Source organism: Streptomyces nanshensis (assembly GCF_001751255.1).
GTDB classification, from domain to species: Bacteria; Actinomycetota; Actinomycetes; order Streptomycetales; family Streptomycetaceae; genus Streptomyces; species Streptomyces nanshensis_A.
In genome coordinates this window covers 37,439-58,195 of sequence record NZ_LJGW01000257.1, presented here as the reverse complement: position 1 = coordinate 58,195, position 20,757 = coordinate 37,439, and the positions used below count along the sequence as shown (strand labels likewise).

Here is a 20,757-nt window from a genome sequence, read left to right as displayed (position 1 = left end):
GTGCCCAGCCAGGCGGCGCCCGCCTCGCGCGCCGCGCGGGCGCACGGAACGGCGCCGTGCCCGTAGCCGTCCGCCTTCACGACGGCCATCAGCTCGGCGCGCGGCGCACAGGCGCGCAGCGTACGGACGTTGGCGCGTACGGCGTCGAGGTCGATCTCGGCGCGCGCCCGTAGCGTTTCGGCGGCGGGCGGCCCGGGGAAAGTCGTGGGGCTGGAGCGGTCGTTCACGGTCTCAGTGTCTCAGGTGGCCCCCGTACGGCCTTTCTCCACGTGTCTCCCTGCCTCTCCTCGTCCTCTCCACGTCTCCGTACGCGGCGGGGAAAACCGCTTGCGGGGGTGCGGAGAATACGGAGCATGAGCTGGGCCATCGCGCGCGAACCGGCCGTCGGCGGGGACGCCGTCGCCCTGCACCGCGCGTACCTCGACGAAGTCGTCAGCCGCTACTACGGACGTCCCGCGACGCCCACGGAGATCGACGAGGAGTTCGCGGGCATGTCCCCGGCGGACCTGACACCGCCGCGCGGCGTCCTCCTCGTCGTACGGCACCGGACGGAGGGCGGCCGCGCCGCCGGGTGCGCGGGCGTGCGGCTCATCGGTCCGAAGACCGCCGAGCTCAAGCGGGTCTGGGTGCGCCCGGAGGACCGCCGGCACGGCCTCGGCTCCCGGCTGCTGACCGCCGCCGAGGAGGCCGCGGCGGACCTCGGCGCGACGGCCGTACGGCTGGACACCCGCGGCGACCTCGTCGAGGCACGGCGGCTCTACGCACGGCACGGCTACGGGGAGATCCCGCGATACCACGACGATCCGTACGCGGAGCACTTCTTCGAGAAGCACCTCGGCTGACTGCCGGAAGCGAGCGGCGGCCGGGTCTCCCGGAGAGGGCCCAGGGACTCAGTCCGTCCCGGGTCCGCCGCCGCGCAGCAGGTCGCGCCAGGCCGCGGTCAGCGCCTCCGCCACATCCGAGGCACCGGCCGGACGCGGCGACAACCGCCCCGCCAGACCGTGCACATACGCACCGGCGGAGGCCGCGTCCAGCGCGTCCAGCCCCCCGGCGAGCAGCGAACCGATCAGCCCGGACAGCACGTCCCCGGTCCCGGCGGTGGCCAGCCAGCCGCTGCCCGTCGGGTTGACGCGGACGCCGCCGGGCCCGACGACGAGCGTGGTCGACCCCTTGAGCAGCACGGTCGCGCCCGTACGGTCGGACAGTTCGCGTGCCGAGGCCAGGCGGTGCGCCTCGACGTCCGCGCGCTCCCGGCCGAGCAGCGCCGCCGCCTCCCCGGCGTGCGGGGTCAGCACGGTCGGAGCGCTGCGGGCGCGCAGCGCCGCCTCGTCCGCGAGACGCAGTCCGTCGGCGTCGATGAGCAGCGGCACGTCGGCCGGAAGCACGTCCTCCAGCCGGTCCTTGTCCTCCCCCAGGCCCGATCCGACGGCCCACGCCTGCACCCGTCCCGCCTTGCTCGGCGGTCCCTGCGAGACCAGCGTCTCGGGGTGGCGCGTGACCACGGCGTCCGCGGCGGGGCCCACGTACCGTACGGCGCCCGCGCCGCCGCGCTGCGCTCCCGACACCGCGAGCACGGCCGCGCCCGGATAGCGCGCCGACCCGGCGACGATGCCGACCACGCCCCGCCGGTACTTGTCGCTCTCCGGGCCCGGCCGGGGCAGCAGTTCGCCGACGTCCCGGTGCTGGAGGGCCTCGACGGCCGGACGGTCGCCGAGATACGGCCCGAGCCCGATGTCGATCAGCCGCAGCGCCCCGGCGTGCTCGCGCGCGGGGTCGATCAGCAGTCCCGGCTTGTACGCGCCGAAGGTGACCGTCGCGTCGGCCCGTACCGCCACACCGGAGACCTCGCCCGTGTCCGCGTCCACACCGCTGGGCAGATCCACGCTCACGACCGGCGAGCGCACCAGCTCCAGCAACTCCACGGCCGCGGGCCGCAGACCGCCGCTGCCGCCGATCCCCACGATCCCGTCCACGACGAGGTCGGCGCGGGCGATGACCGGCTCCACCGGGACCGCCGCTCCCTCGACGACCGCGCCCGGCGCCGTCAGCACCCGGCCGCCGGCCGCCCGCAGCGCCGACAGCCCGCCCTCGTGGACGCGTTCCGGCGACAGCAGTACGGCGCTCACACCCGCTCCGCGGCGGGCGAGCCGGGCACCGGCGTAGAGCGCGTCGCCGCCGTTGTCGCCGCTGCCGACCAGCAGCACGACCCGGCTGCCGTACGTACGTCCCAGCATCCCGGCGCACGCCGCGGCGAGCCCCGCCGCAGCCCGCTGCATCAGGGCTCCCGGTGGCACGCGGTCCATCAGCTCACGCTCGGCGGCCCGTACGGTCTCGACGCTGTACGCAGTCCTCATGCCCCCAGTCTGACGGCCCGGCATCTGAGGGGACCACACGGACGGGACGGACGGACCCGGCGGGGAGGAGGTGTGCGCGGCCGGGGAGGAGCCTCAGCCTTCGGCGATCACCACGGCGGAGGCGATCCCGGCGTCGTGCGACAGGGACACATGCCACCCGCGTACCCCCATCGCCTCGGCCCGCGCGGCGACCGTCCCGCGTACGGTCAGCGAGGGCTGCCCCGAGTCGGCCTGCACGACCTCGGCGTCGGTCCAGCTCAGGCCGCCGGGCGCACCCAGGGCCTTGGCGAGCGCCTCCTTCGCGGCGAACCGTGCAGCCAGCGAGGCGACACCGCGCCGTCCGCCGCTCGGCAGCCACAACTCGGCCTCCACGAAGAGCCGTTCGGCGAGCTGAGGCGTACGTTCCAGGGCCTCGCCGAAGCGGTCGACGGCGGCCACGTCGATGCCGACTCCCACGATCACCGGACGCCCCCGAGGGTCTCGCCGCCGGTTCCGGAGCCCGTGCCCGTGCCTGTCCGGTCGGTGCTGCCGGGGCCGCCGTTCCCGATCCGTACCTCGTACGGGACCGGGTCCGCCCGTACCCCGTCCAGATCCGTGATCCACGCGCCCTCGGGCCGCACCGTCACCACATGTCCGTCGGCGACGTCGACCGCCTCCCGGGTGTGCGGGGCGAAGGCCGCCGGGTCGGAGGCGAGGAACGTCTCGCCGTCGCCCGTCCCCACCGTGAGCGGCAGGCCGCGGCACCCGCCGACGAGCACGTCGGGCTCCTCGGCGTGCACCGCCACCAGCGCGAAGGCGCCGGTGAGCCGGCGGCAGACCTGGCGCATGGCCTCGGCCGGGTCGCCGCAGGAGGAGAAGTGCTCGGCGAGCAGATGCGCCGCGGCCTCGGTGTCGGTCTGCGAGACCAACTCATGGCCGCGGGCGGCCAGTTCGGCCCGCAGCCGTTCGTGGTCGGCGATGTCGCCGTTCTGTACGACGGCGACGCGCCCCGAATCGTCCAGGTGCGGATGAGCGTTGACGTCGGTGGGCGGACCGTGTGTGGCGCTGCGGATGTGCCCGATCCCGGTCGTCGCGTCGGGCAGCGGACGCGCCCTCAGCTCCTGCCGCATGTCCTCGAACGTGCCCGCCTTCTTCGCCGCGGCCAGCCCGCCGTCGACGAGCAGGGCGACTCCGGCGGAGTCGTAGCCGGGACGCTCCAGCAGGCGCAGCCCGTCGAGCAGGACACCGAGGACGGAACGCCCTCCCGCGTACGCAACGATTCCGCACATGCGAGAACCCTAGACGCGTCCGGGACGGGCCCTGCGCGCGGACGGCCGCCCGGCCGACGGCCCGGGGGCCGCAGACGCGGACGGCGATGCTTGATGAGGACGGGACGGGGCGGACGGAAACGCGGAGGCGGACGTGGACGAAACGAACGGAGACGCGGAGGGCGGCGGCTCAACTCTCGCGCGCTATGCGCTCTATGGCGTCCTCCATCAGCTCCAGATACTCCGCTTCCTCGCACCGGGGCTTGCTGCCGAGGACGTACATGTCGAGGCTCTCGGAGAGATCCTCGGCCAGGTCCTCGTCAGGGAGGTCGTCGAGCGCGAGATCGCTCTGTATGCGGGCCGCGAAGTCCCCGTTCCGTGCGGAAGCGGGCAGGACGGGTCGTCTTCGTATGCGGTACTTCAGGCTCATGCGGCCGATGCGCAGGGACATGCCGGGAACGTAGCGGCAAAACCCTCCGCGCGTACACCGTCCTCACATCTTCTTTTCACGCGAGGGTCGCAGCCGCCCCGGACAGATTCCGTTTCCTGACCCGATCCGGTACCGCTCCGGTGCCGCACCCGGGCTGTGACCTCTCCGTATGCGCCCCTGCCGGTTCCGGTCGGGGGCCGTACGCGGAGAATGGCCGGGTGCCGACGAAGCCGTACGCCGACCTCTCGCGCGCGGAGTGGAGCGCACTGCGCGAACGCACCCCGCTGCCGCTGACCGCGGCCGAGGTCGAGGAACTGCGCGGGCTGGGCGACGCCGTCGACCTCGACGAGGTACGCGAGATCTTCCTCCCGCTCTCCCGGCTGCTCAACCTCTACGTCGCGGCCACACACGGGCTGCGCGACGCCGTCAACACCTTCCTCGGCGACGCCGGGCGGGGGCGGGACGGCGGCGGGCGCGGCGCTCCGTTCGTGATCGGCGTCGCGGTCGGCAAGTCCACGGTGTCGCGACTGCTACGAGCACTGCTGGCCCGCTGGCCGGAGCACCCGCGCGTCGAACTCGTCACAACGGACGGCTTCCTGCTGCCGACCGCCGAACTACGCGAACGCGGCCTCATGTCCCGCAAGGGCTTCCCCGAGTCCTACGACCGCCGCGCGCTGCTCTCCTTCGTCGCCGACGTGAAGGCGGGCAAGCCGGAGGTGACCGCCCCGGTCTACTCGCACCTCGTCTACGACCGGGTCCCCGGGGAGCAACTGACGGTACGGCGGCCCGACATCCTCATCCTCGAAGGGCTCAACGTGCTCCAGCCGGCACTGCCCGGCCGCGACGGCCGCACCCGCCTCGCCGTCGCCGACCACTTCGACTTCTCCGTCTACGTCGACGCCCGTACGAGCGACATCGAGACCTGGTACCTGCAGCGCTTCCGCGCCCTGCGCGAGACGGCCTTCCAGGACCCCCGCTCGTACTTCCACCGCTACACGCGGGTGCCGGAGGAGGAGGCGCTCGAGTACGCGCGGCACACCTGGCGCACGGTCAACGAGCCGAACCTCCGGGAGAACATCGCCCCGACACGGGGCCGCGCGACGCTCCAACTCCACAAGGGCGCGGACCACAGGGTCCGGCGGCTGTCACTGCGGAGGTTGTGAGGGGTGGGCGGGGCGAGGGATGGGCGGGGTGCGGGCCGGTATACAGCTCGTGTGCACGTGGTGTGGGGGGCTCGGCACGGGCCGTGCCGGTATATCGGGGAGCGCTGGTATACAGCTCGTACGCACACAGTGTGCTGCCCCGGGGATGCCGGTATACGACGCGTACGCGCGTGGTGTGGCGCACCGCACGGGTCGCGCCGGAGAGCGCGGAACGCTGGTATACGACGCGTACGCACACGGTATGGCGCCGCCGCACAAGCCACACGCCGGCCATCTCAGAACGCCGCGTATACAAGGCGTACGCACATTGCACGGAGCACACACGCGCTGACCCCAGAGCACCGGAGCGCCCGTGTATACAGCTCGTGCACGCATCGTGCGGAGCGCACCCACAAGCAGCCACCGGGACCACCCGGGACGGCATGACATCCGTATACAGCGCGTACACCCACGGCACACCAGCACCCCGCCGTACCCGACGCGGAGCCGCACCCTCGAGAGCGCCGGAACCACCAGAGCCAGCCGTATACACCCCGTACACCGCACGCCCCAGCGCCCGTACACCAGCCGCATACAACCGCGGGCCCCGGCCCGCCCGCCTCAGCCCAGCGAGCTCTTCACCACATCCGCCAGCCGGTTCGCCACCGACTCCGCCTGTTCGCTGTCGGCGGCCTCGACCATCACCCGTACCAGCGGCTCGGTGCCCGAGGAACGCAGCAACACCCGCCCCGTCTCGCCCAGTTCGCGTTCGGCCTCGGTGACGGCGGCGGCCAGTTCGCCGGAGGTCTCGACGCGGCTCTTGTCCACGTCCCGCACGTTGATCAGCACCTGCGGCAGGCGGTCCATCACGCTCGCCAGCTCCGCGAGCGGCTTGCCCGTCTCGGCGACGCGTGCCGCGAGCATCAGACCCGTGAGCGTGCCGTCCCCGGTCGTCGCGTGGTCGAGCGCGATCACGTGCCCGGACTGCTCGCCGCCGAGCGCGTACCCGCCGCGCTTCATCTCCTCCAGCACATAGCGGTCGCCGACTGCGGTCTGGAGCAGTTCGATCCCCTCGCGTCCCATGGCCAGCTTGAAGCCGAGGTTGGACATGACCGTGGCCACCACGGTGTCCTTGCGCAGTCGGCCGGCGTCCCGCATGCCCACGGCGAGGACGGCGAGGATCTGGTCGCCGTCGACCGTCCCGCCCCGGGCGTCGACGGCCAGGCAGCGGTCCGCGTCGCCGTCGTGCGCGACGCCGAAGTCCGCCTCGTGCTCGACGACGGCGGCACGCAGCCCGTCGAGGTGCGTCGAGCCGCAGCCGTCGTTGATGTTGAGGCCGTCGGGGTCGGCGCCGATGGTGACGACCTCGGCGCCGGCGCGCGCGAACGCCTCGGGCGAGACCCGCGAAGCGGCGCCGTTCGCCCCGTCGATGACGATCTTCAGACCGTCGAGCCGGTTCGGCAGCACGCCGATGAGATGCGCGACGTAGTTGTCGAAGCCCTCGTCGTAGTCGCGGACGCGGCCGACGTCGGCGCCCGTCGGACGGACCCAGGGCTGGCCGGTGCCGTGCTCGCGGTACAGCGCCTCGATACGGTCCTCCAACTCGTCGGCGAGCTTGTGACCGCCCTGCGCGAAGAACTTGATGCCGTTGTCGGGCATGGGGTTGTGGCTGGCGGAGAGCATCACGCCGAGGTCCGCGCCGAGCGACCCGGTGAGGTAGGCGACCGCGGGGGTGGGCAGCACGCCGACGCGCAGCACGTCCACACCGGCCCCGGCCAGGCCCGCGACGACGGCGGCCTCCAGGAACTCCCCGGACGCCCGCGGATCCCGTCCGACCACGGCCACCGGCCGGTGCCCCTCGAACGAGCCCACTTCAGCGAGCACATGAGCCGCCGCGACCGACAGGCCGAGCGCCAGCTCGGCGGTCAGGCCCTCGTTGGCGACACCGCGCACACCGTCCGTTCCGAAGAGACGTCCCACTTGTGGTTCCTCCGAGTCGAGTCGAGTCCGAGTACGGGCCGAGGGCGGTTTCCCGACCGCCGGATACGAGCTGTATACGAGCCGCGTATGAGGCGAATACGGACCGGACACCACCCGGTCCCTGCGAAGGTGCGGGCCCGTCCCCGTCCGTGCAAGGTATCCGCCGCGCCCCGGTCTTCCGCGCTCCCCGTGCCCGGCACGCGCACACGCCGCCCGCACTCAGCAAAAGTGCCCGTCGTCGACGCGTTGTATACCGAGTGCACGCGGGTCGTACGCGCGGCGGTACGCGAACCGCCCCGCCGCCGTCCTCAGCCGTCATCTCCATAGACGAACGCCCCGGGGGCACGGTTTCGTACCCCCGGGGCGCTTCATGTCCGCTGCGCGACGGCGCAGTCTGAACTGCGCGTCAGCGCTTGCTGTACTGCGTGCCCTTACGGGCCTTCTTCAGACCGGCCTTCTTCCGCTCGACGGCCCGAGCGTCACGCGTGAGGAAGCCGGCCTTCTTCAGCGGGCCGCGGTTGTTGTCCGCGTCCGCCTCGTTCAGCGCACGGGCCACACCGAGGCGCAGCGCGCCCGCCTGGCCCGAGATGCCGCCGCCGTTGATGCGGGCGACGATGTCGTACCGGTCGTCCAGCTCGAGCACCTTGAAGGGCTCGTTGACTTCCTGCTGGTGCACCTTGTTGGGGAAGTAGCCCTCAAGGGTGCGACCGTTGATCTTCCACTTGCCGCTGCCCGGGATGATGCGGACACGGGCGACGGCGTTCTTGCGGCGCCCGGTGCCGGCGGCCGGCTGCGGGTCGCCGAAGCGGGATGCGAGCGACTCGGAGGTGAACTCCTCCGGCGCCTCGGGGGTCTCGGTCGTGTACTCCTCGACGCCCTCGACGGGGGTCTCAGCAGTGGTCTCGGCCACGGTTCTCCTCAACTTCTCTCTGTATCGGGGCGGTGGCCGGACTTACTGCGCGACCTGGCTGATCTCGTACGGCACGGGCTGCTGAGCACCGTGGGGGTGCTGGTCGCCCGCGTAGACCTTGAGCTTCGAGAGCATCTGACGGCCCAGCGTGTTCTTCGGGAGCATGCCCTTGACGGCCTTCTCCACGGCCTTCGCCGGGTCCTTCTCCAGCAGCTCGTCGTAGCGGACGGACCGGAGGCCGCCCGGGTAGCCGGAGTGGCGGTAGGCCATCTTCTGAGTCCGCTTGTTGCCGGACAGGTGCACCTTGTCGGCGTTGACGATGATGACGAAGTCACCGGTGTCGACGTGAGGCGCGTACACCGGCTTGTGCTTGCCCCGGAGAAGGGTGGCGGCCTGCGTGGCCAGACGGCCCAGGACAACGTCCTGCGCGTCGATGACGTGCCACTGGCGCTGAACATCGCCGGGCTTGGGGCTGTACGTACGCACTGTCGTAGCCTTCGCTTCTGCTAGTGGGGTCTCCCCCTGTCCCGATGGGGACCGGAGGACGGGTCTCCCCGCACCCGCGAGGGGCACCGGGAAAGGTCCTGACAAGGCCACCTGGCGATCACATCAGCCTTGACCGCACCGCGGTGACGCGGGCCGCCTGTGCTGGTCGCTGATCATCGGCCGGTGGGCCGGGTGCAAGGCCCTCCCACGTGAGAATGAGCAAGCCAATACACAACGAACCGGCAGCTTACCGGGGCGCACCCGTACGGGTCAAAGCGGGCCGTACGGGCCCGTCGACCGGCGTTGCCGCCCTCTTACGACGGGCCAGGACCGGTCCCGGCGGACCCCCGGCCCGGCACCTCAGCGCCGCCCCGCGATCCGGCCGCCCGTGGACCCGGGCGCGGCCGGTTCCGCGCCTCGGTCTCAACTCGTTCCTCAACTCGCCGCTCCCCCGCCGCAGTTCAGCCGCAGCACCGCACCGACGGCGTGTTCTCGCGGTGGCATTACCCCGGAACCGACCGAATATGATGCGCCCATGAGCTTTGGGCAGGGTGGACCCGATCCGGGTCCAGGAGGTTCCACCCCGGACTGGGAGGCGCTCGCCGACGAGTCCGAACGGGAACGTGCGAAGCGCCGCCGGTGGATGATCGTCGGCGCCGGCGCGCTCGCCACCGTCGTCGTCGCGGGCATCGTCGCCCTCGCGGTGGTCAACGAGAACGACGGCGGGAGCGACGCCTCCGACAAGCCGTCCGAGAGCCTGCCCACCCCCGAGGATCTGCCGTCGAACACCGGGCAGCCCGGCCCGACGTTCAAGGACGAACCGCCGCCGCCCCCGCCGCCCCGCGACTTCGTCTCCGACGCCAAGCGCGACAAGGCCCCGCTCAACGTCGGCACGCTCTACCCGTCCAAGAGCGTCAGCATCAACGGCCGTCCGTACAAGCGTGCTTCGACCGATACGAGCAAGGGGTGCACGGACGCGGCGCATGCCGGTCTCGGCCCCGTGCTCAGCAAGAACGACTGCGAGAACCTCTTCCGCGCCACCTACACGCGCGGCGGCCTCGCCGTCACCGTGGGCATCGCCGTCTTCGACGACGCGAAGACGGCGTCCGAGGTGAAGAAGCAGTACAAGCCGAACCTCGTGGCCCTCAAGGGCGGCGGAGTCCCGGACTTCTGCCGTACGGTCACCTGCCGTACGACCGCCAACTCCTATGGCCGGTACGCCTACTTCACCATCTCCGGACGTACCAACGGCAAGCCGTCCACCGCCGCCGACAGCGAGGCGGAGCAGGCGGGCCGCGACGGCTCCACCTACGCCTACGCCCGCATCCTCAAGCGCGGCAAGGACCAGGCGGCGGAGGCCGTGGGCGCCTCGCCCGAGTAACGGCCCCGGCACAACGGCCACTTGGGGCCCGCCGGGATCCCCGGGGCCGGCGGTCCACCGCGTTCAGCGGCGCTCAGCCGCAGCAGCCCGCCCCGGAGACGCCGGTGTCCGCCCCGGGCAGCGAACGCCGGTTGCGCGCCGCCGAGTTGCGCGCCGCCAGCTCACCGTCCGGCGGGTAGCCGACCTCCTCCAGCGTCAGCCCGTGCGGCCGTACGACGTGCACGGCCGAGTCCCGTACCTGCTTCGCCAGGACCTCCCCCGGCCACTCCGGCGGCCGGTGCCCGTCGCCGACGAAGAGCATCGCCCCGACCAACGAGCGCACCATGTTGTGGCAGAAGGCGTCGGCCTGCACCGTCGCCTCCAGTACGCCGTCGGGATGCCGCTCCCAGCGCAGCCGCTGGAGCGTACGGATGGTGGTGGCGCCCTCGCGCTTCTTGCAGTACGCGGCGAAGTCGTGCTCGCCCAGGAGGTGTTGGGCCGCGGCGTTCATCGCGTCGACGTCCAGCGGCCAGTTGTGCCACAGCACGTGCGAGCGCAGCAGCGGGTCGACGCCGCCGGGGTGGTCGCTGACGCGGTAGGAGTAGCGGCGCCAGACCGCCGAGAAGCGCGCGTTGAAGTGCTCGGGCGCCGCGGCGACCCGCCACACCCGCACGTCCATCGGCAGCCGCCCCGCCAGCCGCCGCAGCAACTGGCCGCCGTGCTCGGCCCATACCGGCTCGGGCAGGTCGACGTGGGCGACCTGGCCGCGTGCGTGCACCCCGGCGTCCGTACGGCCCGCGACCGTCAACTCCACGGCCGCGTCCGCGCTTTCGTCCCCGTCCCCGTCACGCGGACCGAGTCGCAGGACGACGCGGATCGCGTCCTCGATCTCCTGCTGTACCGTTCGGCGGCCGCGCTGCCGGGCCCAGCCGGAGAAGTCCCTGCCGTCGTAGCTCAGGTCGAGCCGGACCCGTACCTTGCCGGGCGGCACCGCGTCCGTCACGTCGGTCACGCGGCCGTTCCTCCTGTCCTCTGGGCCCCTGCGGCCCGCTGCTGTGCCTCGTACGGCGTCCCGGCGGCCCCAAGTGCCCTGCGCCGCCGCCCCGTTGACCGTACGACCCGGTGAAGAACGAACAGGCCCGCCCCCCGAAGGGAACGGGCCCGCTCACGAACTCGACGAGCGTCAGGCGTCCTTGGACTTCTCGTCCGCGGACTCAGTGCCTTCGGCGTCGGCGTCGGTCTCGGCCTCCGCCGTCTCCGCCTCCTCGGCCTCCTTGGCCTCCTTGTCGGAGTCCTCGGCTGCGGCCTTCTTGGCGGTGGACTTCTTCGCCGCGGGCTTCTTCTCCGCGTCCTTGGCCGTCCGCTTGGTGGCGGCCTCGGCCTCGCCCACAGCCTGCTGCTGCACGGTGAGGGCCTCCACCAGCTCGATCACGGCCATGGGCGCGTTGTCGCCACGGCGGTTGCCGATCTTGGTGATGCGGGTGTAGCCACCCGGCCGGTTCTCGTAGCGGGGACCGATCTCGGTGAAGAGGGTGTGGACCACGCTCTTGTCCGTGACCGAGCGCATGACCTGGCGACGGTTGTGCAGGTCGCCCTTCTTCGCCTTGGTGATCAGACGCTCCGCGACGGGACGCAGCCGACGGGCCCGCGCCTCCGTGGTGGTGATGCGGCCGTGCTCGAAGAGATCCGTGGCGAGGTTCGCCAGCATCGCCTTCTGGTGCGCGGCGCTGCCGCCCATACGGGCACCCTTGGTGGGCTTCGGCATCGTGCTTCTCCTTCGCTGTTCCTGCACCGGCCGTATCAGGTACCGGTGGCAGTTCCGGCCGTATCAGGTACCGGAAGGTGGGTTCCTCCCGGGCCGCCGGGCCCGAGGGGAAGCCCGGCCGGGCGGATTCCCGGCCGGGCGACGAGGCGGCGTACCGCCCCGGAGATCAGAACCGCGTACGCGGATCGGTACCGCTCGTCAGTACTGCTCGGTCTCGACGAACCCGGCGTCCGTGTCGTCGTCCGCGCCGAAGGCGTCGGCGGCGGCCGTCGGGTCGAATCCGGGCGGGCTGTCCTTGAGGGCCAGACCCATGCCGGCGAGCTTCGCCTTGACCTCGTCGATCGACTTCGCACCGAAGTTACGGATGTCGAGCAGGTCCGCCTCGGAGCGGGCCACGAGCTCGCCCACCGAGTGGATGCCCTCACGCTTGAGGCAGTTGTAGGAGCGGACGGTCAGCTCCAACTCCTCGATGGGCAGCGCCAGATCGGCGGCGAGTGCCGCGTCCGTCGGGGACGGACCCATGTCGATGCCCTCGGCGTCGACGTTCAGCTCGCGGGCCAGGCCGAAGAGCTCGACCAGCGTCTTGCCCGCCGAGGCCATGGCGTCGCGCGGGCGCATGGCCTGCTTGGTCTCGACGTCGACGATCAGCTTGTCGAAGTCGGTGCGCTGCTCGACACGGGTCGCCTCGACCTTGTACGTGACCTTGAGCACCGGCGAGTAGATGGAGTCGACCGGGATGCGCCCGATCTCCTGGCCCATCTGCTTGTTCTGCACGGCGGAGACATAGCCGCGGCCGCGCTCGACCGTCAGCTCCATCTCCAGCTTGCCCTTGCCGTTGAGTGTGGCGAGGACCAGGTCGGGGTTGTGCACCTCGACACCGGCCGGCGGCGCGATGTCCGCGGCGGTGACCAGGCCGGGGCCCTGCTTGCGCAGGTACATCACGACCGGCTCGTCGTGCTCGGAGGAGACGACGAGGGACTTGATGTTGAGGATGAGGTCGGTGACGTCCTCCTTGACGCCCGGCACGGTCGAGAACTCGTGCAGGACACCGTCGATCCGGATGCTGGTGACAGCCGCACCGGGGATCGAGGAGAGGAGCGTACGACGCAGGGAGTTACCGAGGGTGTAGCCGAAACCCGGCTCCAGCGGCTCGATCACGAACCGTGAGCGGAATTCGTCGACGACCTCTTCGGTCAGGGACGGGCGCTGAGCGATCAGCATGTGGTGATGCCTCCAGTCTTCGGCAACCGCTATTTGATGCCGTACTGACAGGGTACGGGTGGTACGGCCCGTTCAGGAGCCGTACCACCCACCCCGGTTGAACCGCTGTTTCGAGCGGAATCCGGCGGCGGACCGCCGGTCGTACCCGGACTACTTCGAGTACAGCTCGACGATCAACTGCTCTTGCACCTGGGTGTCGATCACCTGGCGCTCGGGCAGCGAGTGGATGAGGATCCGCATCTTCGACGGGATGGCCTCCAGCCACGCCGGAACGGTCTTCTCGCCGGCCTCCGCAGCCGCCACCTGGAAAGGCGTGAGGCTACGGGAGGAGTCGCGGACCTCGATGATGTCGTTCACGGACACACGCGCCGACGGGATGTCGGTCTTACGGCCGTTGACCGTGATGTGTCCGTGCCTGACCAACTGGCGGGCGTGGTCACGGGACTTGGCGAAACCGGCCCGGTAGACCACGTTGTCGAGACGGATCTCCAGAATGCGCAGCAGGTTGTCACCCGTCTTGCCCTGGAGGCGGTTCGCCTCGTTGTAATACCCGCGGAACTGCTTCTCCAGGACGCCGTAGATACGCGCTGCCTTCTGCTTCTCACGCTTCTGCAGCAGGTACTCGGAGTCCTTGGTGCGCCCGCGACCGTGCTCACCCGGGGGGTAAGGACGGATCTCGATCGGGCACTTCGCGCTCTCGCACTTGCTCCCCTTGAGGAAGAGCTTCTGCTTCTCCCGACGGCAACGCTTGCAGTCGGCCCCGGTGTAACGCGCCATTGTTTAGTTCTCCTGATTCAGCTGGTCAGACTCGGCGGCGCTTGGGCGGGCGGCAGCCATTGTGCGGGGTCGGGGTGACGTCCTGGATGGAGCCGACCTCGAGACCCGTGGCCTGGAGAGAGCGGATCGCGGTCTCACGGCCGGAGCCGGGACCCTTCACGAAGACGTCGACCTTCCGCATCCCGTGCTCCTGAGCGCGGCGCGCGGCGTTCTCGGCAGCCATCTGCGCCGCGAACGGCGTGGACTTCCGCGAGCCCTTGAAGCCGACGTGGCCGGCGGAGGCCCAGGAGATCACGTTGCCGGTCGGGTCGGTGATCGAGACGATGGTGTTGTTGAACGTGCTCTTGATGTGAGCGTGCCCGGCGGGGACGTTCTTCTTGTCCTTGCGGCGCACCTTCTTGGCGCCGGCCGTACGGCCCTTCGGTGGCATATGGATTTACTCCTGTGGAGGTGGTCGGTCCTGCAGCACGGACCGCTTGCGGCGTGTCCGGTGCGGACTACTTCTTGCCCGGCTTCTTCTTGCCGGCGATCGCACGACGCGGGCCCTTGCGGGTGCGGGCGTTGGTCTTGGTGCGCTGGCCGTGGACGGGGAGACCGCGGCGGTGCCGCAGGCCCTCGTAGCAGCCGATCTCGACCTTGCGGCGGATGTCGGCCTGGATCTCACGGCGGAGGTCACCCTCGACCTGGAGATTGTTGTCCACGTACTCGCGGATCTTGACGAGGTCTTCCTCGCCCAGATCCCGCACCCGGGTGTCGGGGTTGATGCCGGTCTCACCCAGGGTCTTCTGGGCAAGCGTGCGACCGATGCCGAAGACGTAGGTGAGGGCGACCTCGACGCGCTTCTCGCGCGGGAGGTCGACGCCTGCGAGGCGTGCCATTCCTTGGCTCCTGATTGCTTTGCGGAGGTCTGCCGCAGCACCGTCCCCTGTCCGCGGGCGCCGTGGCGCCGTGCTGCACAGAGTCCCCGGCCTCCGACCGGGGGTGTCGTCCCCACCGACAAGCATGACCAGGCGGGGGGTCGGGTGACTGCGTATGTACTTGTCGCTTGCGTCGCGCGAAGAGTGCGATCTGTGCGAAGGGTGTGGTCGGTGCCGCGTCAGCCCTGGCGCTGCTTGTGGCGCAGGTTGTCGCAGATGACCATGACCCGGCCGTGACGGCGGATCACCTTGCACTTGTCGCAGATCTTCTTGACGCTCGGCTTGACCTTCATGAATGAGGTTCTCCGGGTCAGGCCGCCGCCCCGCTGACGGGGTCAACGGCTCGATCTGTCGAGCTACTTGTAGCGGTAGACGATCCGCCCGCGGGTCAGGTCGTACGGAGAGAGCTCCACTACGACCCGGTCGTCGGGAAGGATACGGATGTAGTGCATCCGCATCTTGCCGCTGATGTGCGCGAGAACCTGGTGCCCGTTCTGAAGCTCCACCTTGAACATCGCATTCGGCAGAGACTCGACGACCGTGCCCTCGATCTCGATGGCCCCTTGTTTTTTGGCCATGCTCTAGCGCTTCACCTTCCGGGATCGGCTACCTGGGGTGACCCCCGGGCATACCGATGCCCCGGGACCGACGAGCCAGTCTACGGTACGGGCCCCGCAAAGACGAATTCGGGTAGCCTCCCCGGCTACCAAGATCGTTATGCACAGCACCGCCGTCCAGAACCTGCTCCGCGTACGGACCGTACGGGCGCGGACACCGTACGGGAGGTCAGGCCAGCGGGTCGGGAGCGGCCGTGATCCCCAACTCGGCGAGCTTCGCCTTGCCCCCGTCGGGCGCGGTCAGCACCAGCGGGCCCTGCTCGGTGAGCGCGACGGAGTGCTCCCAATGACTCGACCAGGAACCGTCGTTCGTCTTGACCGTCCAGTCGTCCGAGAGCACGTGCGTCTTCGGGGTGCCCAGGGTCACCATCGGCTCGATGGCCAGGCAGAAGCCGGGCACCAGCTTGGGACCGCGCCCGCGGCGGCGGTCGACGTAGTTCAGCAGATGCGGGTCCATGTGCATCTGGGAGCCGATGCCGTGCCCGCCGTAGTCCTCGACGATGCCGTACGAGCCGGAGGCCGGCCGCGGTTGGCGCCGAATGTACCCCTCGATCGAGCGGGAGACGTCGACGAGCCGGTTGCCCTTGCGTACGGCGGCCAGGCCCGCCCACATCGACTCCTCCGTGACGCGGCTCAGCTCGCGCTGCTCGGCGGAGTGGCCCTCGCCCACGAAGACGGTGATGGCGGCGTCGCCGTGCCAGCCGTCGATGATCGCGCCGGCGTCGATGGACAGCAGGTCGCCGTCCTTGAGGACGGTCTCCCGGTCGGGGATGCCGTGGACGACGATGTCGTTCACGGAGGTGCAGATGTTGCCCGGAAAGCCGCCGTAGCCAAGGAAGTTGGGCTTCGCGCCGTGGTCGGCGAGCACCTTCGCGGCGACCTCGTCCAGGTCCTTCGTGGTGGCGCCGGGCACCGCCGCCGCACGGCACGCGTCGTGCATCGCGGCGACGACCAGGCCCGCCTCACGCATCTTGGCGATCTGTTCGGGGGTCTTGATCTCCACCATGCGGCGGGCCTTCCTGTCCTGACGGGGATGTCCGGGGATCGAGCAGAGGTCGTACGTCGTACAGTGCGGCGGGCCGGGCGTCCCGCTCACTCAGTGTGCCGCATACGCCTGCGGTCGCGGTCCCCTGCCCGGGCACCGCGACCGCAGGCGAAGCCGGTCACAGATCGCTGAGGCCCGTCAGTCGGCGACCGAGCCGTCGGGCACCGAGTCGTCAGCGGCCTCGAGGGCCTCCATCGCGCGCTCGGTCACCTCGCTCACCTCGCCCAGCGCCGAGATGGTCGTGACGAGGTCCTGGCGCTTGTAGTGATCGATGATGGGCTCGGTCTCGCTGTGGTAGACGGCCAGCCGCTTGCGTACGGTCTCCTCGCGGTCGTCGTCGCGCTGGTAGAGCTCGCCGCCGCAGACGTCGCACACACCGGCCTTCTTCGGCGGGGTGTACTCCGCGTGGAAGACGTGGCTGCTGTCGCTGCGACAGATGCGGCGGCCCGCGATCCGCTTGACGACCTCTTCCTCGGGGACCTCCAGGTCGAGCACGGCGTCGAGCTTCTGCGCCCGCTCTTCGAGGGCGCTGTCGAGCGCCTCCGCCTGCGCGATGTTGCGCGGGAAGCCGTCGAGCAGGAAGCCGTTCGCCGCGTCCGGCTCGGCCATCCTGTCCTTGGCCATGCCGATCGTGACCTCGTCCGGGACGAGCTGGCCCGCGCGCATGTACTCCTGGGCCTGCTGCCCGAGCGCCGTGCCCTGGCTGATGTTGGCGCGGAAGATGTCGCCCGTGGAGATGTGCGGAATCGACAGGTTCTCAGCGAGGAACGCCGCCTGCGTTCCCTTGCCCGCGCCAGGCGGTCCGACCAGGACGATACGCATCAGCGGAGGAACCCTTCGTAATTGCGCTGCTGAAGCTGGCTCTCGATCTGCTTCACGGTCTCAAGCCCGACGCCCACGATGATCAGAATGCTCGTCCCGCCGAACGGGAAGTTCTGCTGGGCACCGAACGCGATCAGCGCGACGGTCGGCACCAGAGCGATCAGTCCGAGATACAGAGACCCCGGCCATGTGATGCGGTTCAGCACATAGCTCAGGTACTCCGCAGTGGGCCGACCTGCCCGGATGCCCGGGATGAAGCCACCATACTTCTTCATGTTGTCGGCGACTTCTTCGGGGTTGAAGGAGATGGCGACGTAGAAGAAGGCGAAGAAAACGATCAGCACGAAGTACGTGACGATGTAGAGCGGGTGGTCACCCTTCACGAAGTGCGCCTGGATCCACTGCGCCCAGCCGGCCTGCGATCCGCTGAACTGAACGATCAGCGCGGGGATGTAGAGCAGCGAGGACGCGAAGATGACCGGGATCACACCCGCCTGATTGACCTTCAGCGGAATGTAGGTGGACGTACCGCCGTAACTGCGGCGCCCGATCATGCGCTTCGCGTACTGCACCGGGATACGGCGCTGTGCCTGCTCGACCAGCACGACGAGGGCGACCATGGCGAGACCGCTGATGATCACGGCGCCGAACTCGATCCAGCCGTCGGCGAGTTTGCCCTGCTTCTTGATGGACCACAGAGCGCCGGGGAAGCCCGCGGCGATCGAGATGAACATCAGGATGGACATGCCGTTGCCGATGCCGCGGTCGGTGATCAGCTCGCCGAGCCACATGATGAACGCCGTGCCGGCGGTCATGCAGATCACCATCGTGACGGTGGCGAACACCGACTGGTCCGGGATGATCTGGTCGCGGACCTGGCACTGCGGGAAGAGGGTGCCACTGCGCGCGGTGGCGACGAGGCCCGTCGCCTGGAGGATCGCGAGCGCGACCGTCAGATAACGCGTGTACTGCGTGATCTTGGCCTGTCCGGCCTGGCCTTCCTTCTTCAGCGCCTCCAGCCGCGGAATGACCACGACGAGCAACTGAAGGATGATGCTCGCGGTGATGTACGGCATGATGCCGAGCGCGAAAATGGTCAACTGAAGCAGCGCGCCACCGCTGAACATATTGACCAGCCCGAAGAGACCCTGGTTCCCCTTGGCCTCGTTCATGCACTGGTTGACGTTCTCAAAGCTGACACCGGGCACCGGTACGTGCTGTCCCAACCGGAAGAGCAGAATGATGCCGAGCGTGAACAACAGCTTCTTTCGCAGGTCGGGCGTCTGGAACGCCCGGGCGAACGCGGTGAGCACGGTGCCTCCTGCGCCCCCCGCGTCTCGCGCGAGAGGTGACGGTCTTGGGGTCGACAGATACCAACAGTGCCCGCCACCTTACCGGCGACGGTGCCCCCGTGGAACGACGGACCGGGGACGCCCCGTTGGGACGTCCCCGGCCCTGTCAGCCAACGAACTCAGTCAAGTTCGGTGACGGTGCCGCCGGCGGCGGCGATCTTCTCCTTGGCGGAGCCGGAGACCTTGTTGACGGTCACCGTCAGCGCCACTGACACATCGCCGGTGCCGAGCACCTTGACGAGTTCGTTCTTGCGCACCGCGCCCTTGGCGACCAGATCGGCCACCGTGACCTCGCCACCCTTGGGGTAGAGCTCGGCCAGCTTCTCCAAGTTCACGACCTGGAACTGCTTGTGGGCAGGGTTACGGAAGCCCCTCAGCTTGGGCAGCCGCATGTGCAGCGGCATCTGCCCGCCCTCGAAGTTCTCCGGAACCTGGTAACGGGCCTTCGTGCCCTTGGTGCCACGTCCGGCCGTCTTGCCCTTCGACGCCTCACCGCGACCCACACGGGTCTTGGCGGTCTTGGCGCCCGGGGCCGGCCGGAGGTTGTGGACCTTCAGCGGCTTGTCGTCCGCCATCTCAGTCGACCTCCTCGACCGTGATGAGGTGCTGGACGCTGTGCAGCATGCCGCGCACCTCGGGACGGTCCTCGCGTACGGACACGTCGCGAACCCTCTTCAGCCCGAGCGTCCGCAGCGTGTCCCTGTGGTTCTGCTTCGTACCGATGACGGAACGCGTCTGCGTGATCTTCAGGCGAGCCATTACGCACTCACCCCGGCACGGGCGCGGAGCAGCGCGGCGGGCGCCACGTCCTCGAGCGGCAGACCACGGCGGGCGGCGATCTCCTCGGGACGCTGAAGGCCCTGAAGCGCCGCACGCGTGGCGTGCACGATGTTGATCGGGTTCGCGGAGCCGAGCGACTTGCTGAGCACGTCGTGGATGCCCGCGCACTCCAGCACGGCACGCACCGGGCCACCGGCGATCACACCGGTACCGGGAGAAGCCGGCTTGAGGAGCACGACGCCCGCAGCCTCCTCACCCTGGATCGGGTGCGGAATGGTGCCCTGGATGCGGGGGACCTTGAAGAAGTGCTTCTTGGCCTCCTCGACACCCTTGGCGATGGCGGCCGGCACCTCCTTGGCCTTGCCGTATCCGACACCCACGGTGCCGTCGCCGTCGCCCACCACGACCAGCGCGGTGAAGCTGAAGCGGCGACCGCCCTTCACAACCTTGGCCACGCGGTTGATCGCGACGACGCGCTCAACGTACGCGGTCTTCTCGGCGGCGGCGCCGCCGTCCCGGCCCTTGCGGTCCCGACGCTCGCCGCCACCGGCGCCGCCACCGCGGCGCTGGGGTCCAGCCATTGGAATTACCTCTCTCCTTTGTCCGCTCAGCGCGGGAACAGGCTCAGAACTTGAGCCCGGCCTCACGGGCGGCGTCAGCCAGAGCGGCAATCCGCCCTGCGTATTTGTTTCCGCCGCGGTCGAACACGACGGCCTCGATGCCCGCGGCCTTCGCACGCTCGGCGACGAGTGCGCCCACCTGCTTCGCCTGAGCGCTCTTGTCCCCGTCACCACCGCGGATCGACGTGTCGAGCGACGACGCCGAGGCCAGGGTATGACCGGCGAGGTCGTCCACGACCTGCGCGACCATGTGACGGTTCGAACGCGTCACCACAAGGCGGGGACGGGCGGGCGTGCCCGAGACCTTCTTGCGGATGCGGATGTGACGGCGCTTGGCGGCGGCACGCTTGTAGGCATCGCCCTTGGCGATCTTCACGCCGTATGCCATGGCTTACTTACCAGCCTTTCCGACCTTGCGGCGGATGGTCTCGCCCGCGTACTTCACGCCCTTGGCCTTGTACGGGTCGGGACGGCGCAGCTTGCGGATGTTGGCGGCGACCTCGCCGACCTTCTGCTTGTCGATGCCCTCGACCGAGAACTTGGTCGGCGACTCGACCTTGAACGAGATGCCCTCCGGGGCCTCGACCAGGATCGGGTGGCTGTAGCCCAGCGAGAACTCCAGGTTGGAGCCCTTGGCCTGGACGCGGTAACCCACGCCGCTGATCTCGAGGTCCTTGCTGAATCCCGTGGTCACGCCAGTGATCATGTTCGCCACCAGCGTGCGGGACAGGCCGTGCAGGGCCCTGTTCCTGCTCTCGTCGTTCGGACGGGAGACGACCAGTGCGCCGTCCTCGCCCTTCCCGATCTCGATGGGCGAGGCAACCGTGTGCGCGAGGGAGCCCTTGGGCCCCTTCACCGCGACCGCCTGGCCATCGATGGTGACGTCCACACCGGCGGGAACCTGGATGGGGAGCTTGCCGATACGCGACATT

26 protein-coding genes and 1 pseudogene are annotated in these 20,757 nt (G+C 69.9%); 3 read left to right on the top strand and 24 right to left on the bottom strand.

Annotation, left to right across the window (positions count from 1 at the left end):
- Positions 1 to 227, bottom strand: a 227-nt coding sequence (locus tag AN218_RS15335) for an alanine racemase (protein WP_171908688.1), incomplete at its 3' end; no start/stop codon positions are given.
- 126 nt (positions 228 to 353) lie between these two features.
- On the opposite strand from AN218_RS15335, the gene AN218_RS15330 reads away from it, so the two are divergent.
- The gene (locus tag AN218_RS15330; protein WP_070017440.1) at positions 354 to 842 is read left to right on the top strand and encodes a GNAT family N-acetyltransferase; all 489 of its coding nucleotides are present in this window, start codon (positions 354 to 356) and stop codon (positions 840 to 842) included.
- A gap of 48 nt (positions 843 to 890) precedes the next feature.
- On the opposite strand, the gene AN218_RS15325 is transcribed toward AN218_RS15330, so the two are convergent.
- From AN218_RS15325 to AN218_RS15310, 4 genes and pseudogenes are all read right to left on the bottom strand, one after another.
- Positions 891 to 2,354 (bottom strand): bifunctional ADP-dependent NAD(P)H-hydrate dehydratase/NAD(P)H-hydrate epimerase, encoded by a 1,464-nt coding sequence (locus tag AN218_RS15325; protein ID WP_070017439.1) that lies wholly within the window; start codon positions 2,352 to 2,354, stop codon positions 891 to 893.
- 93 nt (positions 2,355 to 2,447) lie between these two features.
- Entirely contained in the window at positions 2,448 to 2,816 is a 369-nt protein-coding gene (locus AN218_RS15320; RefSeq protein ID WP_070017438.1) for a holo-ACP synthase, read from the bottom strand.
- Between the two features lie 89 nt (positions 2,817 to 2,905).
- Positions 2,906 to 3,622: pseudogene (locus AN218_RS15315) on the bottom strand (glutamine--fructose-6-phosphate aminotransferase); the annotation flags it as partial.
- 169 nt (positions 3,623 to 3,791) lie between these two features.
- Positions 3,792 to 4,052, bottom strand: a complete 261-nt coding sequence (locus AN218_RS15310; protein ID WP_107421459.1) for a hypothetical protein — start codon at positions 4,050 to 4,052, stop codon at positions 3,792 to 3,794.
- A gap of 197 nt (positions 4,053 to 4,249) precedes the next feature.
- On the opposite strand from AN218_RS15310, the gene coaA reads away from it, so the two are divergent.
- The gene (gene coaA, locus AN218_RS15305; RefSeq protein WP_070017436.1) at positions 4,250 to 5,194 is read left to right on the top strand and encodes a type I pantothenate kinase; all 945 of its coding nucleotides are present in this window, start codon (positions 4,250 to 4,252) and stop codon (positions 5,192 to 5,194) included.
- A gap of 600 nt (positions 5,195 to 5,794) precedes the next feature.
- On the opposite strand, the gene glmM is transcribed toward coaA, so the two are convergent.
- From glmM to rplM, 3 genes are all read right to left on the bottom strand, one after another.
- Complete coding sequence (glmM, locus tag AN218_RS15300; protein WP_070017435.1) at positions 5,795 to 7,153, bottom strand: phosphoglucosamine mutase; 1,359 nt, start codon at positions 7,151 to 7,153, stop codon at positions 5,795 to 5,797.
- Between the two features lie 406 nt (positions 7,154 to 7,559).
- The gene (gene rpsI / locus AN218_RS15295) at positions 7,560 to 8,063 is read right to left on the bottom strand and encodes a 30S ribosomal protein S9 (RefSeq protein WP_070017434.1); all 504 of its coding nucleotides are present in this window, start codon (positions 8,061 to 8,063) and stop codon (positions 7,560 to 7,562) included.
- Positions 8,064 to 8,105: 42 nt separating this feature from the next.
- On the bottom strand, positions 8,106 to 8,549 hold the full coding sequence (gene rplM, locus AN218_RS15290; RefSeq protein WP_070017433.1) for a 50S ribosomal protein L13: 444 nt from the start codon (positions 8,547 to 8,549) through the stop codon (positions 8,106 to 8,108).
- Between the two features lie 535 nt (positions 8,550 to 9,084).
- On the opposite strand from rplM, the gene AN218_RS15285 reads away from it, so the two are divergent.
- Positions 9,085 to 9,930: a hypothetical protein gene (locus tag AN218_RS15285; protein WP_171908687.1), complete on the top strand. Its 846-nt coding sequence runs from the start codon at positions 9,085 to 9,087 to the stop codon at positions 9,928 to 9,930.
- A 73-nt stretch (positions 9,931 to 10,003) separates the two neighbouring features.
- On the opposite strand, the gene truA is transcribed toward AN218_RS15285, so the two are convergent.
- From truA to rplF, 16 genes are all read right to left on the bottom strand, one after another.
- On the bottom strand, positions 10,004 to 10,912 hold the full coding sequence (gene truA, locus AN218_RS15280; RefSeq protein WP_070017443.1) for a tRNA pseudouridine(38-40) synthase TruA: 909 nt from the start codon (positions 10,910 to 10,912) through the stop codon (positions 10,004 to 10,006).
- 180 nt (positions 10,913 to 11,092) lie between these two features.
- Positions 11,093 to 11,674 (bottom strand): 50S ribosomal protein L17, encoded by a 582-nt coding sequence (gene rplQ / locus AN218_RS15275; RefSeq protein ID WP_070017431.1) that lies wholly within the window; start codon positions 11,672 to 11,674, stop codon positions 11,093 to 11,095.
- A 198-nt stretch (positions 11,675 to 11,872) separates the two neighbouring features.
- The gene (locus AN218_RS15270) at positions 11,873 to 12,895 is read right to left on the bottom strand and encodes a DNA-directed RNA polymerase subunit alpha (RefSeq protein WP_070017430.1); all 1,023 of its coding nucleotides are present in this window, start codon (positions 12,893 to 12,895) and stop codon (positions 11,873 to 11,875) included.
- Positions 12,896 to 13,045: 150 nt separating this feature from the next.
- A complete protein-coding gene (rpsD, locus tag AN218_RS15265) occupies positions 13,046 to 13,672 on the bottom strand; it encodes a 30S ribosomal protein S4 (protein ID WP_070017429.1) in 627 nt (208 codons plus the stop codon).
- A gap of 25 nt (positions 13,673 to 13,697) precedes the next feature.
- Positions 13,698 to 14,102, bottom strand: a complete 405-nt coding sequence (gene rpsK / locus AN218_RS15260) for a 30S ribosomal protein S11 (RefSeq protein ID WP_028433270.1) — start codon at positions 14,100 to 14,102, stop codon at positions 13,698 to 13,700.
- A gap of 67 nt (positions 14,103 to 14,169) precedes the next feature.
- The gene (rpsM, locus tag AN218_RS15255; RefSeq protein ID WP_070017428.1) at positions 14,170 to 14,550 is read right to left on the bottom strand and encodes a 30S ribosomal protein S13; all 381 of its coding nucleotides are present in this window, start codon (positions 14,548 to 14,550) and stop codon (positions 14,170 to 14,172) included.
- A 218-nt stretch (positions 14,551 to 14,768) separates the two neighbouring features.
- Positions 14,769 to 14,882 carry a 50S ribosomal protein L36 gene (gene rpmJ / locus AN218_RS15250; protein ID WP_003956441.1) on the bottom strand — a complete coding sequence of 38 codons (114 nt, stop codon included), beginning with the start codon at positions 14,880 to 14,882 and terminating at the stop codon, positions 14,769 to 14,771.
- A gap of 63 nt (positions 14,883 to 14,945) precedes the next feature.
- Entirely contained in the window at positions 14,946 to 15,167 is a 222-nt protein-coding gene (infA, locus tag AN218_RS15245; RefSeq protein WP_003948620.1) for a translation initiation factor IF-1, read from the bottom strand.
- A gap of 208 nt (positions 15,168 to 15,375) precedes the next feature.
- Complete coding sequence (gene map, locus AN218_RS15240) at positions 15,376 to 16,212, bottom strand: type I methionyl aminopeptidase (protein WP_070017427.1); 837 nt, start codon at positions 16,210 to 16,212, stop codon at positions 15,376 to 15,378.
- Between the two features lie 177 nt (positions 16,213 to 16,389).
- Positions 16,390 to 17,073 carry an adenylate kinase gene (locus tag AN218_RS15235; RefSeq protein ID WP_070017426.1) on the bottom strand — a complete coding sequence of 228 codons (684 nt, stop codon included), beginning with the start codon at positions 17,071 to 17,073 and terminating at the stop codon, positions 16,390 to 16,392.
- The gene (secY, locus tag AN218_RS15230; RefSeq protein ID WP_070017425.1) at positions 17,073 to 18,386 is read right to left on the bottom strand and encodes a preprotein translocase subunit SecY; all 1,314 of its coding nucleotides are present in this window, start codon (positions 18,384 to 18,386) and stop codon (positions 17,073 to 17,075) included. Before secY ends, AN218_RS15235 begins: the two co-directional genes overlap by 1 nt.
- A gap of 158 nt (positions 18,387 to 18,544) precedes the next feature.
- Positions 18,545 to 19,000 carry a 50S ribosomal protein L15 gene (gene rplO / locus AN218_RS15225; protein WP_070017424.1) on the bottom strand — a complete coding sequence of 152 codons (456 nt, stop codon included), beginning with the start codon at positions 18,998 to 19,000 and terminating at the stop codon, positions 18,545 to 18,547.
- 1 nt (position 19,001) lies between these two features.
- Positions 19,002 to 19,184: a 50S ribosomal protein L30 gene (gene rpmD, locus AN218_RS15220; RefSeq protein WP_070017423.1), complete on the bottom strand. Its 183-nt coding sequence runs from the start codon at positions 19,182 to 19,184 to the stop codon at positions 19,002 to 19,004.
- Positions 19,184 to 19,786, bottom strand: coding sequence for a 30S ribosomal protein S5 (gene rpsE / locus AN218_RS15215; RefSeq protein ID WP_028433263.1), 603 nt, complete (start codon positions 19,784 to 19,786; stop codon positions 19,184 to 19,186). Before rpsE ends, rpmD begins: the two co-directional genes overlap by 1 nt.
- Before the next feature lie 43 nt (positions 19,787 to 19,829).
- Positions 19,830 to 20,213: a 50S ribosomal protein L18 gene (gene rplR, locus AN218_RS15210; protein WP_070017422.1), complete on the bottom strand. Its 384-nt coding sequence runs from the start codon at positions 20,211 to 20,213 to the stop codon at positions 19,830 to 19,832.
- A gap of 3 nt (positions 20,214 to 20,216) precedes the next feature.
- On the bottom strand, positions 20,217 to 20,756 hold the full coding sequence (rplF, locus tag AN218_RS15205) for a 50S ribosomal protein L6 (RefSeq protein WP_070017421.1): 540 nt from the start codon (positions 20,754 to 20,756) through the stop codon (positions 20,217 to 20,219).
- Between the last annotated feature and the right edge of the window lies 1 nt (position 20,757).

What these genes read in the sequence shown, in the direction of transcription:
- AN218_RS15330 (WP_070017440.1), top strand. Translation starts at nt 354, where the DNA reads ATGAGCTGGGCCATCGCGCGCGAACCGGCCGTCGGCGGGGACGCCGTC.
- AN218_RS15325 (WP_070017439.1), bottom strand. Translation starts at nt 2,354, where the DNA reads ATGAGGACTGCGTACAGCGTCGAGACCGTACGGGCCGCCGAGCGTGAG.
- AN218_RS15310 (WP_107421459.1), bottom strand. Translation starts at nt 4,052, where the DNA reads ATGTCCCTGCGCATCGGCCGCATGAGCCTGAAGTACCGCATACGAAGA.
- AN218_RS15285 (WP_171908687.1), top strand. Translation starts at nt 9,085, where the DNA reads ATGAGCTTTGGGCAGGGTGGACCCGATCCGGGTCCAGGAGGTTCCACC.
- rplQ (WP_070017431.1), bottom strand. Translation starts at nt 11,674, where the DNA reads ATGCCGAAGCCCACCAAGGGTGCCCGTATGGGCGGCAGCGCCGCGCAC.
- AN218_RS15270 (WP_070017430.1), bottom strand. Translation starts at nt 12,895, where the DNA reads ATGCTGATCGCTCAGCGCCCGTCCCTGACCGAAGAGGTCGTCGACGAA.
- rpsD (WP_070017429.1), bottom strand. Translation starts at nt 13,672, where the DNA reads ATGGCGCGTTACACCGGGGCCGACTGCAAGCGTTGCCGTCGGGAGAAG.
- rpsK (WP_028433270.1), bottom strand. Translation starts at nt 14,102, where the DNA reads ATGCCACCGAAGGGCCGTACGGCCGGCGCCAAGAAGGTGCGCCGCAAG.
- rpsM (WP_070017428.1), bottom strand. Translation starts at nt 14,550, where the DNA reads ATGGCACGCCTCGCAGGCGTCGACCTCCCGCGCGAGAAGCGCGTCGAG.
- rpmJ (WP_003956441.1), bottom strand. Translation starts at nt 14,882, where the DNA reads ATGAAGGTCAAGCCGAGCGTCAAGAAGATCTGCGACAAGTGCAAGGTG.
- infA (WP_003948620.1), bottom strand. Translation starts at nt 15,167, where the DNA reads ATGGCCAAAAAACAAGGGGCCATCGAGATCGAGGGCACGGTCGTCGAG.
- map (WP_070017427.1), bottom strand. Translation starts at nt 16,212, where the DNA reads ATGGTGGAGATCAAGACCCCCGAACAGATCGCCAAGATGCGTGAGGCG.
- AN218_RS15235 (WP_070017426.1), bottom strand. Translation starts at nt 17,073, where the DNA reads ATGCGTATCGTCCTGGTCGGACCGCCTGGCGCGGGCAAGGGAACGCAG.
- rplO (WP_070017424.1), bottom strand. Translation starts at nt 19,000, where the DNA reads ATGGCGGACGACAAGCCGCTGAAGGTCCACAACCTCCGGCCGGCCCCG.
- rpmD (WP_070017423.1), bottom strand. Translation starts at nt 19,184, where the DNA reads ATGGCTCGCCTGAAGATCACGCAGACGCGTTCCGTCATCGGTACGAAG.
- rpsE (WP_028433263.1), bottom strand. Translation starts at nt 19,786, where the DNA reads ATGGCTGGACCCCAGCGCCGCGGTGGCGGCGCCGGTGGCGGCGAGCGT.
- rplR (WP_070017422.1), bottom strand. Translation starts at nt 20,213, where the DNA reads ATGGCATACGGCGTGAAGATCGCCAAGGGCGATGCCTACAAGCGTGCC.
- rplF (WP_070017421.1), bottom strand. Translation starts at nt 20,756, where the DNA reads ATGTCGCGTATCGGCAAGCTCCCCATCCAGGTTCCCGCCGGTGTGGAC.